We start from the raw sequence: 14,723 nt of genomic DNA, 5'->3' as shown, positions 1-14,723 counted from the left end.
GCAGATCAGGGGCTGTTTTCTATCCTGTGGCTGGTGCAGGGTTCGAACCTGCGTAGCTTGCGCGACAGATTTACAGTCTGCTCCCTTTGGCCGCTCGGGCAACCAGCCAGGATTTTTGTTTCCCGGGGCGCTTGCCCCGTTCGACTTCGTAAACGATACCCGATGCCGGGGGGTGCTCCGCCACTCGGTAGGTCACGCGATGATCAAGGCGTACGGCGTGGCTGTCGGGGGCGGCGGCGGGGTGGCGCTGGATAGGCTGGGACGGCGGGCGCCCGGTGGGGCGGGCCGTGCCAGTGAAGCCAGAGCATCAAGGAGACCAACACCCATGGCCGACTCCAGTTTCGACATCGTCTCGAAGGTCGAGTGGCAGGAGGTCGACAACGCGATCAACCAGACCTCCCGCGAGATCGCCACCCGTTTCGACTTCAAGGGCGTGGGCGGCGAGATCAGCCGCTCCGGCGAGAAGATCGAGATGAAGGCGAGCGGCGAGGAGCGCGTGAAGGCCATCCTCGACGTCCTGCAGGGCAAGTTCATCAAGCGCGGGCTCTCGCTGAAGGCCCTGGAGCCCGGTGAGCCGCAGCTGTCCGGCAAGGAGTACAAGATCTTCGCGGACGTGAAGGAGGGCATCTCCACGGAGGATGCCAAGAAGGTCGCGAAGATCATCCGCGACGAGGGCCCGAAGGGCGTCAAGGCGCAGGTCCAGGGTGACGAGCTGCGGGTCAGCTCGAAGAGCCGCGACGACCTGCAGACCGTGCAGGCCCTGCTCAAGGGCAAGGACCTGGACTTCGCGATCCAGTTCGTGAACTACCGCTGACCCGGCCGCCGGTCGCACGGCGCGGCCCCGGTCCCGCAGCAGGCCTGCTGCGGGACCGGGGCCTTCGTGTGCGCGGGCTCCGGCGGACCGGGCCCGGGGTCAGCGGACGGCCGGGTGCGGGCGCGCCGCCGCGGCCGCGTCGGCCAGGGCCTGGGTCTGCGCCCTGAGGTCGGCGAGCCGGTCGTCCAGGGACGCCGACGGACCGGTGCCCGCGGACTTCGACGGGACCGGCACGGGGGGCAGCGACGGCAGCGAGGGCGCCGGGAGCTGACCGAGCAACCCCTGCAGGGTGCTCTGCAGGCTCGCCAGGATCCCCTGCAGCGTGGAGCCGACGTCGGGGACGGCGGAGGTCAGGGACGACACCAGGCCGGTGAGCAGTTGGACGACGCCACCGACCGCGCCGAGGGCCGCGGACGGGTCCGGGGTCGACGGCAGGGAGGGCGTGGAGGGGAGGGAGGGCGTGGAGGGCAGGGCGGGCGCCGCGGGGAGGGCCGGCAGTGCGGGTGCCCCCGGCACGGTGACCGGCAGCGGCACGTCGGCCGCCGGGAGGTCGACCGCGGCGACGGTGGAGACGGTGGAGGTTCGGGGGGCCGCCGCGCCGTTGGCGGCGGGGGTGGCGGATGCCGTGGCGACCGGGGTCAGCACGAGGGCCGTCGTCAGCGCGGCGGTCATCCAGGTGGCACGCATGGGTACTGCTTCCTCTCAGTGCGAGTCAGGCGAGTTCGCCTGACTCACACCGTGGGGCAGTACTCCGGGTGCAGCCACCGCACGTACGCCGAACGGTGCGCGGCTCAGCCGGCGTCCGCCCAGCCCTCGGTGCTGCGGTGGGCGGCCAGGCCGACGGACTCGAACTCGTCCGCCCGGCCGGCCTCGGTGCGGGCGCCGATCCGGCGCAGCGCCCGGGAGATCGGAGTGCCCTCGGCCGGGGAGGGCGCGAACTCGCCGGTGCCGAGCGGGCCGAGGGCGATCCGGCCGTCCTCCCAGACGACGGCCCGCTGGCTGCCGGTACCGCCGAAGTAGTCGGCCTCGACGCAGGCCACCGGTCCGGCCTTGGACCAGGCGGCGAGCCGGAGCTGGAAGCCGTCCGGGTGCCGGCCCGGGCCGGGCCCGTGGACGGGCTTCGGCGTGCCGTCGTCGACCTGGAGCGCGGCGCGCACCTCGGGGGTGACCGGGATCAGGGCCAGGCCCTGGGCCAGCGGAACCACCCGGGCTGCCGGGACCTCCGCCGCCGCCACCGTCAGCAGTTCCAATGTTCCTATCAGCGCCTGGAGTTCATAGGACATGCCGGCCATCGTGTCCCACCCCACCGACAGTCGGCCCGGAGTTTATGATTCCGTGCCCGGCCGGAGCCCGTAGAGCAGCGTGAAGATCGTCACGTCCATGGCGTCCTCGGTGGTGCTGGGGCCCTCGGCGTTCAACTCCTCGATGATCTCGGCGAACCGGGCCCGCAGCCGCAGCAGCCGGTCCGGGCTGAGCCGCAGCACCGAGTGCGAGAACAGGCCGGGCGGGCCGACCGAGCCGTCCCGGGGGGAGCTGAAGTCCAGCCGGTCGCCAAGGACTTGGGCCTGGAAGTCGCCGCGGAGCCGGTCGATGGCGGCCAGGATGGCGTCGTACGCCTCCGAGCGGGCCGGGGAGTCGGCGGTGAACATCTCGGGGGCGAGCCGGATCGACTCCTGGGCGGCCGCGTAGCGGCTCTCGACGATGCCGGAGACCAGCCGGGTGCCGGCGACCAGGACCAGTCCGGCCTTCTCCAGCTGCTTGATGTGCCGGTAGAGCTTGGTCTGCGGTTCGCCGAGTTCGGCGGCGATCTCCTTGGCGGTCAGCGGACGGCCCCGGGCCGAGCTGAGGGCGCCGAGGATGGCGAGGCGCAGCGGGTCGGCCATCGCCTTGAGGACGGCCGGATCCGCCACCTGGCGTTCCTTGATCCAGGTGACGGGCTGGTCGTCGGTCTCGGCGGGTTCCGGTTCGTGCTCGGCCACGGGCTCACCTTCGCAGATCGTCGGCGCGGCGTGCAATCACGGTCCAGTGAGCACTCACCCTTGCGCAATCACTCATGACTCCGACATCATTCACGACATTGTGAACGATGTCGAAGGCGCGAACATGCGCGCCACGGAAGACACGGACGAGGACACGAACGGCGGGGCGGGCATGGCGGACGGGGTGGACATGGCGGGCACGGCGGGGACGACCGGCACCGCGAGAGCGACCGACGGGGCGGGGACCGACAGAGCGGGGACCGACAGGGCGGGCACGGCGAAGGCGACGACTCCGGCCGGGACCCCCGCCGTCCCGCCCGTCCCGCCCGTCCCGCTCCGGCGCAACCTGCGCTTCCAGGCCCTCTGGGCCGGTCAGGCCTGCGCCACCCTCGGCATGCGGATCGGCGACACCGCCTTCCCGCTGCTGGTCCTCGCGGTCACCGGATCCTCCACCGCCGCCGGGGCCTTCGGCGCCGTCCAGATGACGGCGACGCTGGTGCTGGGCGTCCACGGCGGCGCCGTCGCCGACCGCTTCGACCGCCGCCGGGTGCTGATCGCCGCCGACGGCGCCCGCCTCCTCGCCTCCGCGAGCGTCCCGGCGGCCCTGGCGCTGCACCGGCTGACCCTGGTCCACCTGCTGCTGGTCGCCGCCGTCGTCGGTGCCACCGTCTCGTACAGCGGCCCGATCCGGATGCTGGCCCTTCGGTCGGTGGTGGCTCCGGAGCAGCTGCGGCAGGCCCTCGCACAGGACGAGGCCCGGATGAGCGGGGCCTCGCTGGCCGGTCCGCCGCTGGCCGGCCTGCTGCTCGGGCTCGGCCGTGCGGTGCCGTTCCTCGCCACCACGCTCGCCTCGCTGCTGGCGGTGGCCGCCGCCGTCCTGGTGCGCTTCCCGGGCCGGCCGCAGCCGGCCGCCGCCGACGCCCACGGCCCGCAGCACGCCCCCGACACTCAGGACGGCCACGCACCCGCCGCGCCCCCGCAGCCCGGCGGCGCCCTGGCCGGCTTCCGCGTCCTCGCCGCCGCCCCGCTGCTGCGCCCCGCCCTGGCCGTCCTGCTGGTCATCAACCTCGCCGGAACGGCCCTGGTGCTGCCGGTGATGGTGCTCCTGCGCGAGCACGGCACCAGCAGCGGCGGGATCGGGCTGACACTGGCGGGCGAGGCCCTCGGGGCGCTGGCCGGCACGGTGCTGGTCTCCCGGCTGCACCGGCTGGCCGGGCCCGGCGTGCTGCTGTTGGCGACCGCCTGGACCGCCGTGCCGGTGACGCTGTCGCCGCTGCTGCCGGGCGGTGCGCCGACCGTCTTCGCGGCCTTGTTCGTGGTCGGGGCCGGCGTCCCCGCACTGCGGGTGATGATCGACCTGCTGGTGTTCCAGCAGGTGCCGGACGAGCTGCGCGGCCGGGTCATCGCCGCGACCATCACGCTGATCACCGCGGGCATGCCGGCCGGCACGCTGGCCAGCGGCCTGCTGCTGGACCACCTCTCCCCCGCCGCCGCGCTGACCGCGATCGCCGCCCTGCTCGCCGCGGCCCTGGTGCCCGCGACGGCGGGCCGGACGCTGCGCCGCGCCGCGTGGCCGGAGGCCCGGACGGCCCCCTCCGCCGGCTGACGGGCGCTCACCCGGGCGGGTGCACGCCGCATGCGGCACCCCGGGCAACCGGGTGAACTGGCCGGGTACGGCCCGCCCGGGGGCACTGCCCCCGGGCGCGCCCGCCGCCCGCACCGCCGACCGGGGCCGTACCGGAGGAGGACCATGAGTTCCACGGACGCGCCCTCACCCCGGCGGGAGGGCCCGAGGCGCCCGCAGCGGGCCGGGCCACCCGGGAGCGGACCGACGCGGTGGGCGCCCGGACGGCCGCCGCGCCCCGGGCGTCCTGGCTGCCGCGCGCCCTGATGACGACCGGTTCGGTCGGCGGCCCGCGCCCCGCGCCGACCACGGCGGTCTGCGGCCTGGCCTGCGTCTTCCTCTGCCCCGTGCAGGCCGAGGCGATCGTGCTCCCGGTGGACTGCCCGGACGAGCTCGCCGACGTCGAGGGCCGGATCGACGACCTCGACCTGCGCGACGCCGTCCGCCGCCGGGACCTCTTCGGCGGCCCACGCCCCTACGCCCTCACGCCCTCACGCCCCGACGCCCCGCCACCCACGCCACCCGCGCCGCCCGCACCTCACCCGCATCGCCCGCACCGACCGCTCAGGGAGCGCTGATGACCGACGAACTCGCCCTCCGGATCGCGGAGCTGATGCCCCGCGCCAAGGCCGACCTGGCCGAACTGGTGGCCATCCCGTCCGTCGCCGACCCCCGCCAGTACCCGCCGGAGAAGTGCCGGGAGGCAGCCGAGTGGGTCGCCGGTGCCTTCACCGAAGCCGGGCTCCGGGACGTCCACCTGGAGGAGACCCCGGACGGCAGCCACGCCGTGATCGGCCACCGCCCGCCCCCGCCCGGCGCCCCGACCGTCCTGCTCTACTGCCACTACGACGTGCAGCCACCGCTCGACGACGCCGCCTGGGAGTCCCCGCCGTTCCGGCTCACCGAGCGCGACGGCCGCTGGTACGGGCGCGGAGCCGCCGACTGCAAGGGCAACATCGTCATGCACCTCACCGCGCTGCGGGCGCTCGGCGAGGGCGTTCCGGTCGGCCTCAAGCTGGTCGTCGAGGGCTCCGAGGAGCAGGGCACCGGAGGCCTGGAGGCGTACGTGCCGCCGCACGCCGGGGAGCTGCACGCCGACGCGCTGCTGGTCTGCGACACCGGCAACGCCGCGGTCGGCGTGCCGACCGCCACCACCTCACTGCGCGGGGTGGTCACCGTGGTGGTGACCGTTCGGGCGCTCCGCGGCGACATGCACTCCGGCATGTTCGGCGGCCCGGCCCCGGACGCGCTCGCCGCGCTGATCCGGATGCTCGACTCGCTGCGCGACGTCGACGGCGGCACCCGGGTCGAGGGCCTGGACTGCGCGGGGAGCTGGAGCGGCGTCGGCTACGACGAGACGCAGTTCCGCACCGACGCCGGCGTGCTGGACGGCGTGCGGCTGACCGGCTCGGGCACCGTCGCCGACCGGCTCTGGGCCCGCCCCGCGGTGACCGTCCTCGGCATCGACTGCCCTCCCGTGGTCGGTTCCGCCGCCGCCGTCCCGGCCACCGCCCGGGCCCGGGTGAGCCTGCGGGTGCCGCCCGGCACCGGGGCGCGGGCCGCCCAGGACGCGCTGATCGCCCACCTGGAGTCCGCCGCGCCCTGGGGCGTGCTGGTGGACGTCGAGCGGGAGAGCGCCGGTGCGCCGTTCCGCGCGGAGACCGGTGGGCCCGCGTACTCCGCACTCGACGCGGCGATGCGGGAGGTCTACGGCCGGCCGATCTCCTTCCTCGGCCAGGGCGGCTCGATCCCGCTCTGCAACGTGTTCGCCACGACCTTCCCCGACGCGGAGATCGTGCTGATGGGCGTCGAGGAGCCGCGCTGCCTGATCCACGCGCCCAACGAGAGCGTCGACCCCGGGGAGATCGAGCACATGGCCCACGTCGAGGCGTTGTTCCTCCGGCACTTCGCCAACTCGGCCCGCACGTGATGGAGTTCAGTGAGTCCGCGCAGCACCCGGACCGTTCCGAGGAGGACCCGACCGTGCCCCGACCCTTCACCACCGAGGACTACTCCGCCCGGATGGCCCGGGCCACCGCCGAGGCGACCGCCGCCGGACTGGCCGGGCTGGTCGTCGCCCCCGGCCCCGACCTGGTCTACCTGTGCGGCTACCAGCCCACCGCGATCACCGAGCGGCTGACCGCCCTGGTGCTCACCCCCGGCCGCGAACCCGCCCTCGTGGTGCCCCGGTTGGAGCGCCCGGACGCCGAGAAGGCGCCCGGCGCCCCGGCCGTCCGGCTGCTCGACTGGTCGGACGGCGCGGACCCGTACGCCACCGCCGGCCCGTTGCTGGACCCGGCCGGCCGGTACGGCATCTCCGACAACGCCTGGGCGATGCACCTGCTGGGGCTCCAGTCGGCGCTGCCCGGCACCGGCTTCACGTCGCTCACCGAGACCCTGCCGATGCTGCGCGCCGTCAAGGACGCCGACGAGCTGGAGCGGCTGGCCGCGGCCGGCGGCGCGGCGGACGCCGCCTACCGCGGCATCCTGGAGGTCGCCTTCGCCGGCCGCCGGGAGACGGACGTCGCCGCCGACCTCGGCGCACTGCTCATCCGGTACGGGCACAGCCAGGTCGACTTCACCGTGGTCGGCTCCGGCCCGAACGGCGCCAACCCGCACCACGAGGCCGGCGACCGGGTGATCCGTCCCGGCGACACCGTGGTGCTGGACTTCGGCGGCCTCAAGGACGGCTACGGCTCCGACACCACCCGCACCGTGCACGTCGGCACCGACGTCCCGGCGGAGGTGCGGAAGGTGCACGACGTGGTCCGGCTCGCCCAGCAGACCGCCTTCGAGGCCGTCCGGCCCGGCGTCAGCTGCCAGGAGATCGACCGGACGGCCCGGCGGGTGATCACCGAGGCCGGCTACGGCGAGTACTTCATCCACCGCACCGGGCACGGCATCGGCATCACCACGCACGAGCCGCCCTACCTGGTCGAGGGCGAGGAGCGGCCGCTGGTGCCCGGCATGTGCTTCTCGATCGAGCCCGGGGTCTACCTGCCGGGCCGCTTCGGAGTGCGGATCGAGGACATCGTCGCCGTCACCCCGACCGGCGGGCGGCGGCTCAACAACACCCCGCACGAGTTGGGCACCGTCTCCTGAGCCCGCGGATGGACCGGCCGGCGGGGCCGCGGACCGGACAACCGACGGAACGGCCGATGGAACGGCGGACGGAACGGCCGGGGCCGGCGCCGGCCACCGCGGACGGCGTCCCCGCGGCCCGGCCGGGGCGGCGGGCCCTTGCGCCGGCCGGGGCAATTCTTAAGAAGCCGTCATCGTCCACCCAGAGTCCTTCAAGCTTGCCTTGCTAGTTTTCGTGCGCATGACCAAGCTGCTCCGGCCGGCCCCGCCACCGCCCGCGCGAGCCGGGCGACTGCGCCCCGTGACCGCGCCCCGCCCCCGCCGGACCGGGCTGGCCGGGCTCAGACTCCTGGCCTGGCCGCTGTACCTGACCGGCTTCGTCTGGTTCCTGCGCACCCAGGGCCTGCCCTCCGCCAACGACGTGGTGTTCCTCTGGCTGATCGGCGCACTGCTGACCGCCGCCGTGCACAGCGGGCACGGCACCCGGGGCTTCCTGCTGGTGCTGCGCGACTGGCTGCCGGTGATGGCCGCGGTCTGGACGTACTCGCTGCTGCGCGGCTACGGCGCGCACACCCCGTGGGCCCCGCACTGGCTGCCCCAGCTGCGCGCCGACGAGGTGCTCGGCTTCGGCGAGACCTGGACGGTCCGGCTCCAGCACGCGCTGTACACGCCCGGCTCGCCGGCCTGGTACGACTACCTGGCCGCCGCCGTCTACCTCTCGCACTTCTTCCTGGTCTTCACGCTGCTCGCGGTGCTCTGGCGCCGCCGCCACGACCGCTTCCGGCAACTGCTGGTCTGCTACCTGGCGCTGACCTTCGCCGGCTTCGCGACCTACCTGCTCTACCCGGCCGACCCGCCGTGGCTGGTCGCCCAGCAGGGCCACCTGCCCGGACTCAACCGGGTGGTGTGGGACGTGATCTCGGCGAGCGGGCTGCCGCAGGCCGACTCGCTGGTCGAGAACGGCAGCCAGTTCGCCAACGACGTCGCCGCGATGCCCTCGCTGCACTCCGCGTACCCCGCGATGCTGCTGTTCTTCTTCTGGCCGACGGCCCGCCCCTGGCTGCGGGCGCTGCTGGTCGCGTACCCGCTCGCGATGGCGTTCACCCTGGTGTACGGCGCCGAGCACTTCATCGTGGACATCTTCGCGGGCTGGGCGTACGCGGCCGTGGTGGTGTTCGGGGCGCGGTGGCTGCGGCGACGGCGGGCCGCCCGCGCGGCCGCTCCGGCGGCGGTGCGCGCGGCGGCCGGTGCGGCGGGCGGTGCGGCGGCCGGTGCGGCGGGCGGTGCGGCGGCGGGCAGTTCCCGGCCCGGTGCGGCGGCCGGTTCCGCAGGAGCCCCGGCCGAAGCCCCGGCCGGAGTCCCCGCCGACAGGGCAGACTTGGCCGCGTGCCGAACCCGACCCGACCCCCAGTGAAACCGACCGCCGAACAGCTGCTGGCCGCCCAGGACACCACCATCCCGGACGTCACCGGGCCCGGGCTGCGCGTGCTGTTCTGCGGCATCAACCCGGGCCTGTGGTCCGGTGCCACCGGCCACCACTTCGCCCGCCCCGGCAACCGCTTCTGGCCCGCCCTGCACCGCTCCGGGTTCACCGAGCGCCAGCTCCGCCCGGACGAGCAGGGCGGGCTGCCCGCCCTCGGCCTGGGCATCACCAACGTCGCCCCGCGCGCCACCGCCAAGGCCGACGAACTGACCGCGGAGGAGCTGCGCGAGGGCGGCGCCGCGCTCACCGAGCGGGTGCTCCGGCTGCGCCCGCGCGTCCTGGCCGTGCTGGGCATCGGCGCCTACCGGACGGCCTTCGGCCGGCGGAAGGCCGTGATCGGCCGCCAGCCCGACGGCATCGGCGACACGGAGGTGTGGGTGCTGCCCAACCCGAGCGGGCTCAACGCGCACTACACGCTGGACGCACTGGCGGCCGAGTTCCGCACGCTCCGGGAGTCGCTGGACGACTGAGTCGTAGACCCGCTGATTCGTAGGACCGCTGAGTCGCCGGACAGCTGACGCCCGCCCGGGCGGCCGGCCCGTCAGACCGCCGCCAGGCCGTCCGGCAGCGGGAGTTCGCGCAGCTCGCGGATCACCGCTCACGGCTCACGCCCCCACGGCGAGCTCCAGCGCGGCCAGCCGGGCCGGGTCGGCGACCACCTCGAAGCCGGCCACCCGGCCGCCCGTGACGGCCACCCGCAGCACCAGCCGCAGCCGTCCGCCCGGGGCGATCACGATGCCCGGGACGCCGTCCACCAGTGCCACCGCGCCGAACCGGGCCCGCCGGCCGAGCACCGCGGTCTCCCGGGCGACCTCCGCCGCGCCCCGGGCCACCGGGGCGCGGCCGGGCGGCAGCGCGGCCGGGTCGGCGCGGCGCACCACGTCCGGCGCCAGCACCGCCAGCAGCTCGGCGAGGTCACCGCCCCGGGAGGCGGCCAGGAACGCCTCCACCACCCTCCGGTGCCCGGCCAGCCGCTCCGGCGGCAGCGCGGGCGTGCCGCGCACCCGCCGCCGGGCCCGGGAGGCCAGCTTCTTGGCGGCCACCGGGGTCCGCCCGACGATCGGCGCGATCTGCTCGAACGGCACCGCGAACCCGTCGTGCAGCACGAAGGCGACCCGCTCGGCCGGCCCCAGGCGGTCCAGCACCACCAGCAGCGCCCGGCCGACCGACTCCACCAGCAGCGCCTCCCGCTCCGGGCCCGCGTCAGCGGACGCCACCTCCGGCAGGGCCTCCCCGACCGGCTCCTCGCGGCGTGCCGCGCGCGCCCGCAGCAGGTCCAGGCAGATCCTGGAGACCACCGTGGTCAGCCAGCCCGGCAGGTTCTCCACCGCGTCCGGTCCGGCCCGGTCCAGCCGCAACCAGGCCTCCTGGACCGCCTCCTCCGCCTCGCCCGTCGACCCGAGCATCCGCAGGGCGACCGCCCCCAGCCGACCGCGCTCGGCCTCGAACCGCTCCGCCAGCACCCCGTCCCGGTCCATCGGTCACCTTTCGTCGGCCCGGCCCGTCACCCCCCATGACGAACCGTCCAGCACCGAAGTGACCGGGAGAGACCTGTGACCACCCCCACCCTGCTGCACCTGGACTCCAGCACCGGCGCCGGCGACTCGGTCAGCCGCGCGCTGACCGCCCGCTTCGCCGCCGCCTGGCGGGCCCGGCACGGCACCGCCGGCCGCCACCGGCACCGTGACCTCGCCGCCGACCCCGTCCCCGCGGTGCGGGCCGCCTACGAGTCGCTCGGCCGCCGGGCCGGAGCGCGGGGCGCGCTCCCGCCGGACGCGGTCGCCGCGCTCGTCGAGGGGGCAGGGGAGGAACGCGAGTGGGCGCTCACCCGCCCGCTGGTCGAGGAGCTGCGGGCCGCCGACACCCTGCTGCTCGGCGCCCCGATGTACAATTTCACCGTCTCGGCCGGCCTCAAGGCCTGGATCGACCGGGTCACCTTCCCCGGTGTGCTGCACGACCCCGGCACCGGCGAGGCGCTGCTGCGCGACACCCGGGTCGTGGTCGTCGCCACCCGGGGCGGCGGCTACGGGCCGGGCACCCCGCGCGAGCACTGCGACTTCCAGGTCCCGTACCTGCGGGCCCACTTCGGCAACCTCGGGGTCGCGGCGGAGAACCTGCACGTCGTCGTCGCCGAGCTCACCCGCGCCGCGGACGACCCCGCCCTGGCCGGGCTGCGGCCGCTCGCCGCGCGGTCGCTGGCGGACGCCGGGGCCCGCCTGGACGCCCTGGCCGCGGCCGGCTGACGGCGGGCGCCCCGGCCGCACGGAACCCGCGCGCCGCCACCGCCCGACGGACCGGACCCACCGCCCGACGGACTGCCCCCTACAGCGGCGTGACGGCCTTCAGCACCAGCAGCAGGGCCACCGCGGCGTTGAGCGCGCAGAGCGCCGACGCCGCGGTGCCCACCGCGGCGACCATCGCGGCCAGGCCGGCCGGGGTCTTCGCCGGCGGCCAGTTGCGCGAGGTGGGCACCGGGCCGAGCAGCGCGGCCACCCGGCGCGGCACCGGGCCGGGCGCCGGGGCGGGGGCCACGAAGGCCGCGAAGCCCGGGGCGGGCGCCGCGTGCGACACCAGGGCGGCCCGGGCCACCGCCCGAGCGGTGATCCGGCGGTCGCCCACCGCCTGGGCCGACTCCTCGTCCGCCCAGCGCTCCGCGCTGTACGCCACCGCCTGCTGCAGCGGCCGCAGGAACGGGTTGACGCAGGCGGCGAGCTGGGTGGTCAGCAGGTAGCGGTGGTGGCGGTGCCGCAGGTGCGCCCGCTCGTGGGCGAGCAGCGCCTCGCGCTCGTCCTCGGCCAGTCCGGCCAGCATCCCGGTGGAGACCACCACCCGCCCGGGCGAGCCGGGCAGCGCGTACGCGTACGGGTTGGTGTCCGGCAGCACCGCGAGGTCGGCGGCGGACTCCGGCCCGTCGGGCAGCCCGGTCAGTGCCCGGCGGGCCCGGGACCGCACCCGCAGGTGGCGGCCGACCGTCCGGGCGCAGGCCGCGGCGACCAGCGCCAGCAGCCACATCGCGGCCGTCCCGACCGTCTCGTGGTACGGCAGGGCGGCCCGGACCTCCGGGTCGGACCAGCTGTCCGGGAGCGGGTTGCCGGGGATCTGCGCGGTGCCCACCACGCCGATCAGGCCGAGGCAGAGCACGCTGCACACCGCCATCACGGCGCTGATCACGGTCATCAGCCGGGCCGCGCCGCGCGGGTGCAGGTGCTGCTCGGTGAGGCGGGCGATCGGTACCGCGGTCAGCGGCAGGACGAGCGGGAGGAAGACGAAGAGGCCCACGGGTCAGCTCTCACGGTCGGCCGCTGCCGGGTCCGCGGACGCGGCGTCGAGCAACGCCCGCAGCAGGTCCTCGTCGTGCGGGAGCAGCGCGCTCACGAAGCTGGCCAGGACGGCGTCCCGGTCGGCCTCGCCGTCGAGCATCCGGCGCATCCGCAGCGCGGCCAGCCCGGCGGCGTCGGAGGAGGCCTGCCAGAGGTAGGAGCGGCCCGAACGGGTCCGCGAGACGGCGTTCTTGGCGTGCAGCCTGGACAGGATGGTCATCACCGTGGTGTACGCCAGGTCGCCCTCCAGGCGTTCCTGGACCCACCCCGCGGAGGCCGGGCCGGGTGCCTGCTGGAGCACCGCCAGCACCTGCGCCTCCAGCTCGCCCTGGCCGCGTCTGCGGGTCGGTGCCTCGCCCGCCGCGGGGGCGGGCCTCTCGTCTGCCATGGCGGCCCACTCCCTCCGGATGCCGTGCCCCTCGACCGGCGGAGCACGGGTTCATCCTAACGAGCGGTGCGCCGCTGCGAACCGCTCCGCGCACGGGTGCGGGGGCGCCCGCGGGGCCGGCGGCAGACGGGCGGCACGCGGGCGGCAGCCGGTCAGCCGGCAGGCTGCCGGGTGTCCTGCGGGGCGTTCTGCCGGCGGTCGAGCTCGGCGATGTCGGGGTGGTGCAGGTCGAACGCGGGGCACTCGGAGCGGATCCTCGGCAGGGTGACGAAGTTGTGCCGCGGCGGCGGGCAGGAGGTGGCCCACTCCAGCGAGCGCCCGTACCCCCACGGGTCGTCCTCCTCGACGCGCTCCCCGTGCACGGCGGTCGTCCAGACGTTGTAGAGGAACGGCAGGGTGGAGATGCCGAGCAGCAGCGCGCCGACGGTGGAGACGGTGTTGAGCGTGGTGAAGCCGTCCGAGGCGAGGTAGTCCGCGTACCGGCGGGGCATGCCCTCGGCGCCGAGCCAGTGCTGCACCAGGAAGGTCGCGTGGAAGCCGGTGAAGAGCGTCCAGAAGTGGATCCGCCCGAGCCGCTCGTCCAGCATCCGCCCGGTGAACTTGGGCCACCAGAAGTGGAAGCCGGCGAACATCGCGAAGACGACGGTGCCGAAGACCACGTAGTGGAAGTGGGCGACGACGAAGTACGAGTCGGAGACGTGGAAGTCGATCGGCGGGGCGGCGAGCAGCACCCCGGTCAGGCCGCCGAACAGGAAGGTGACCAGGAAGCCGACCGTCCACAGCATCGGCGTCTCGAAGCTCAGCGAGCCGTTCCACATGGTGCCGATCCAGTTGAAGAACTTCACCCCGGTGGGCACCGCGATCAGCATCGTCATGATCGAGAAGAACGGCAGCAGCACCTGCCCGGTGACGAACATGTGGTGCGCCCAGACGGTGATCGACAGACCGGTGATGGCGACGGTGGCGCCGACCAGACCGGAGTAGCCGAAGACCGGCTTGCGGCTGAAGACCGGGATGATCTCGGTGATGATGCCGAAGAACGGCAGCGCGATGATGTACACCTCCGGGTGGCCGAAGAACCAGAACAGGTGCTGCCACAGCAGCGCCCCGCCGTCGGCCGCGTCGAAGACCTGCGAGCCGAACCGGCGGTCCGACTCCAGGCAGAGCAGCGCGGCGGCCAGCACCGGGAAGGCGAACAGCACCAGCACCGCCGTGAGCAGGACGTTCCAGACGAAGATCGGCATCCGGAACAGCGTCATCCCGGGCGCCCGCAGGCAGACGATCGTGGTGATGAAGTTGACCGCGCCCATGATCGTGCCGAAGCCGGAGAGGGCCAGTCCCATGATCCACAGGTCGGCGCCGATCCCGGGGCTGTGCTCGGCGCCGTTCAGCGGCGCGTAGGCGAACCAGCCGAAGTCGGCGGCGCCGTCGGGCGTCAGGAAGCCGGACACGGCGATCAGCGAGCCGAACAGGTAGAGCCAGTAGGCGAGTGCGTTCAAGCGGGGGAAGGCGACGTCCGGGGCTCCGAGCTGGAGCGGCATGATCCAGTTCGCGAAGCCGGCGAACAGCGGGGTCGCGAACATCAGCAGCATGATCGTGCCGTGCATGGTGAACAGCTGGTTGAACTGCTCGTTGTCCATCAGCTGCAGCCCGGGCCGGGCCAGTTCGAGCCGCATCAGCAGCGCCATCACCCCGCCGGCCAGGAAGAAGACGAACGACGTGGTGATGTAGAGGGTGCCGATCCGCTTGTGGTCGGTGGTGGTGAGCCAGCCGACCAGGGCCCGGCCCCGCCGCCGCCGGGCGGCGCGCCGCAGGCGGTCCGCCCGGGGGGTGCGGGGCGGGCGCGGGCCCCGGTCCACGACGTCCTTCGGCAGCAGCGTCACGCGGCGCGCCTCCCGTGCTCGGGGCCGCACCGGGCCCGGCCAGTACCCGGTCCACCAGTACCAGCGGGCCGCGGCGGCGGCTCGGGGCGCGCGCGGCACGTCACCCGAACAGGCGCGGACCGGTTGCCCGCGGGCACGGCCCGGCGGACGG

At 75.0% G+C, this 14,723-nt stretch carries 15 protein-coding genes and 1 tRNA gene; 8 read left to right on the top strand and 8 right to left on the bottom strand.

Features of this window, described 5'->3' with window-relative positions:
- Positions 1–27 precede the first annotated feature (27 nt).
- A tRNA-Tyr gene (locus ACIRS1_RS11820) sits at positions 28–108 on the bottom strand.
- A gap of 217 nt (positions 109–325) precedes the next feature.
- Here ACIRS1_RS11820 and ACIRS1_RS11815 point away from each other — a divergent pair.
- Positions 326–814, top strand: coding sequence for a YajQ family cyclic di-GMP-binding protein (locus tag ACIRS1_RS11815; protein WP_360219788.1), 489 nt, complete (start codon positions 326–328; stop codon positions 812–814).
- Positions 815–913: 99 nt separating this feature from the next.
- On the opposite strand, the gene ACIRS1_RS11810 is transcribed toward ACIRS1_RS11815, so the two are convergent.
- From ACIRS1_RS11810 to ACIRS1_RS11800, 3 genes are all read right to left on the bottom strand, one after another.
- On the bottom strand, positions 914–1,501 hold the full coding sequence (locus tag ACIRS1_RS11810) for a hypothetical protein (RefSeq protein WP_402838694.1): 588 nt from the start codon (positions 1,499–1,501) through the stop codon (positions 914–916).
- Between the two features lie 104 nt (positions 1,502–1,605).
- Positions 1,606–2,097 carry a hypothetical protein gene (locus tag ACIRS1_RS11805; RefSeq protein ID WP_402838692.1) on the bottom strand — a complete coding sequence of 164 codons (492 nt, stop codon included), beginning with the start codon at positions 2,095–2,097 and terminating at the stop codon, positions 1,606–1,608.
- 42 nt (positions 2,098–2,139) lie between these two features.
- Positions 2,140–2,793 (bottom strand): helix-turn-helix domain-containing protein, encoded by a 654-nt coding sequence (locus tag ACIRS1_RS11800; protein ID WP_360219780.1) that lies wholly within the window; start codon positions 2,791–2,793, stop codon positions 2,140–2,142.
- 124 nt (positions 2,794–2,917) lie between these two features.
- On the opposite strand from ACIRS1_RS11800, the gene ACIRS1_RS11795 reads away from it, so the two are divergent.
- From ACIRS1_RS11795 to mug, 6 genes are all read left to right on the top strand, one after another.
- Positions 2,918–4,399, top strand: a complete 1,482-nt coding sequence (locus ACIRS1_RS11795) for an MFS transporter (protein ID WP_402838690.1) — start codon at positions 2,918–2,920, stop codon at positions 4,397–4,399.
- A 230-nt stretch (positions 4,400–4,629) separates the two neighbouring features.
- Positions 4,630–4,995, top strand: a complete 366-nt coding sequence (locus ACIRS1_RS11790; protein WP_402838688.1) for a hypothetical protein — start codon at positions 4,630–4,632, stop codon at positions 4,993–4,995.
- Positions 4,995–6,347: a dipeptidase gene (locus ACIRS1_RS11785; protein ID WP_402838686.1), complete on the top strand. Its 1,353-nt coding sequence runs from the start codon at positions 4,995–4,997 to the stop codon at positions 6,345–6,347. The genes ACIRS1_RS11790 and ACIRS1_RS11785 overlap by 1 nt, the downstream gene beginning before the upstream one ends.
- Entirely contained in the window at positions 6,347–7,519 is a 1,173-nt protein-coding gene (locus tag ACIRS1_RS11780; protein WP_402838684.1) for a M24 family metallopeptidase, read from the top strand. Before ACIRS1_RS11785 ends, ACIRS1_RS11780 begins: the two co-directional genes overlap by 1 nt.
- Before the next feature lie 220 nt (positions 7,520–7,739).
- Entirely contained in the window at positions 7,740–8,912 is a 1,173-nt protein-coding gene (locus ACIRS1_RS11775; RefSeq protein WP_402838682.1) for a phosphatase PAP2 family protein, read from the top strand.
- Positions 8,909–9,451 (top strand): G/U mismatch-specific DNA glycosylase, encoded by a 543-nt coding sequence (mug, locus tag ACIRS1_RS11770; RefSeq protein ID WP_402838680.1) that lies wholly within the window; start codon positions 8,909–8,911, stop codon positions 9,449–9,451. Before ACIRS1_RS11775 ends, mug begins: the two co-directional genes overlap by 4 nt.
- A gap of 135 nt (positions 9,452–9,586) precedes the next feature.
- Here the strand turns inward: mug and ACIRS1_RS11765 are convergent, their stop codons facing one another.
- Positions 9,587–10,459, bottom strand: coding sequence for a sigma-70 family RNA polymerase sigma factor (locus ACIRS1_RS11765; protein WP_402838678.1), 873 nt, complete (start codon positions 10,457–10,459; stop codon positions 9,587–9,589).
- A gap of 75 nt (positions 10,460–10,534) precedes the next feature.
- Between ACIRS1_RS11765 and ACIRS1_RS11760 the strand changes: the two genes are divergently transcribed.
- On the top strand, positions 10,535–11,224 hold the full coding sequence (locus ACIRS1_RS11760; protein ID WP_402838676.1) for an FMN-dependent NADH-azoreductase: 690 nt from the start codon (positions 10,535–10,537) through the stop codon (positions 11,222–11,224).
- Between the two features lie 79 nt (positions 11,225–11,303).
- Here the strand turns inward: ACIRS1_RS11760 and ACIRS1_RS11755 are convergent, their stop codons facing one another.
- The 3 genes from ACIRS1_RS11755 to ctaD all read right to left on the bottom strand — a co-directional run bounded on the left by ACIRS1_RS11755 (position 11,304) and on the right by ctaD (position 14,503).
- A complete protein-coding gene (locus tag ACIRS1_RS11755) occupies positions 11,304–12,260 on the bottom strand; it encodes a M48 family metalloprotease (RefSeq protein ID WP_360219757.1) in 957 nt (318 codons plus the stop codon).
- Between the two features lie 3 nt (positions 12,261–12,263).
- The gene (locus tag ACIRS1_RS11750; protein WP_402838675.1) at positions 12,264–12,689 is read right to left on the bottom strand and encodes a BlaI/MecI/CopY family transcriptional regulator; all 426 of its coding nucleotides are present in this window, start codon (positions 12,687–12,689) and stop codon (positions 12,264–12,266) included.
- Between the two features lie 152 nt (positions 12,690–12,841).
- Positions 12,842–14,503, bottom strand: coding sequence for a cytochrome c oxidase subunit I (ctaD, locus tag ACIRS1_RS11745; protein ID WP_402838955.1), 1,662 nt, complete (start codon positions 14,501–14,503; stop codon positions 12,842–12,844).
- Positions 14,504–14,723: the final 220 nt, after the last annotated feature.

The organism is Kitasatospora sp. NPDC101176 (genome assembly GCF_044768035.1).
Taxonomy (GTDB): domain Bacteria; phylum Actinomycetota; class Actinomycetes; order Streptomycetales; family Streptomycetaceae; genus Kitasatospora.
Note: the sequence above shows the minus strand (reverse complement) of the source record. Positions and strands in the feature narration are given on the sequence as shown.

Bases quoted from the DNA above. Each gene is read 5' to 3' on its own strand.
- ACIRS1_RS11780 (WP_402838684.1), top strand. From the start codon at position 6,347: ATGGAGTTCAGTGAGTCCGCGCAGCACCCGGACCGTTCCGAGGAGGAC.
- ACIRS1_RS11805 (WP_402838692.1), bottom strand. From the start codon at position 2,097: ATGTCCTATGAACTCCAGGCGCTGATAGGAACATTGGAACTGCTGACG.
- ACIRS1_RS11815 (WP_360219788.1), top strand. From the start codon at position 326: ATGGCCGACTCCAGTTTCGACATCGTCTCGAAGGTCGAGTGGCAGGAG.
- ACIRS1_RS11785 (WP_402838686.1), top strand. From the start codon at position 4,995: ATGACCGACGAACTCGCCCTCCGGATCGCGGAGCTGATGCCCCGCGCC.
- ACIRS1_RS11765 (WP_402838678.1), bottom strand. From the start codon at position 10,459: ATGGACCGGGACGGGGTGCTGGCGGAGCGGTTCGAGGCCGAGCGCGGT.
- ACIRS1_RS11810 (WP_402838694.1), bottom strand. From the start codon at position 1,501: ATGCGTGCCACCTGGATGACCGCCGCGCTGACGACGGCCCTCGTGCTG.
- ACIRS1_RS11775 (WP_402838682.1), top strand. From the start codon at position 7,740: ATGACCAAGCTGCTCCGGCCGGCCCCGCCACCGCCCGCGCGAGCCGGG.
- ACIRS1_RS11795 (WP_402838690.1), top strand. From the start codon at position 2,918: ATGCGCGCCACGGAAGACACGGACGAGGACACGAACGGCGGGGCGGGC.
- ACIRS1_RS11750 (WP_402838675.1), bottom strand. From the start codon at position 12,689: ATGGCAGACGAGAGGCCCGCCCCCGCGGCGGGCGAGGCACCGACCCGC.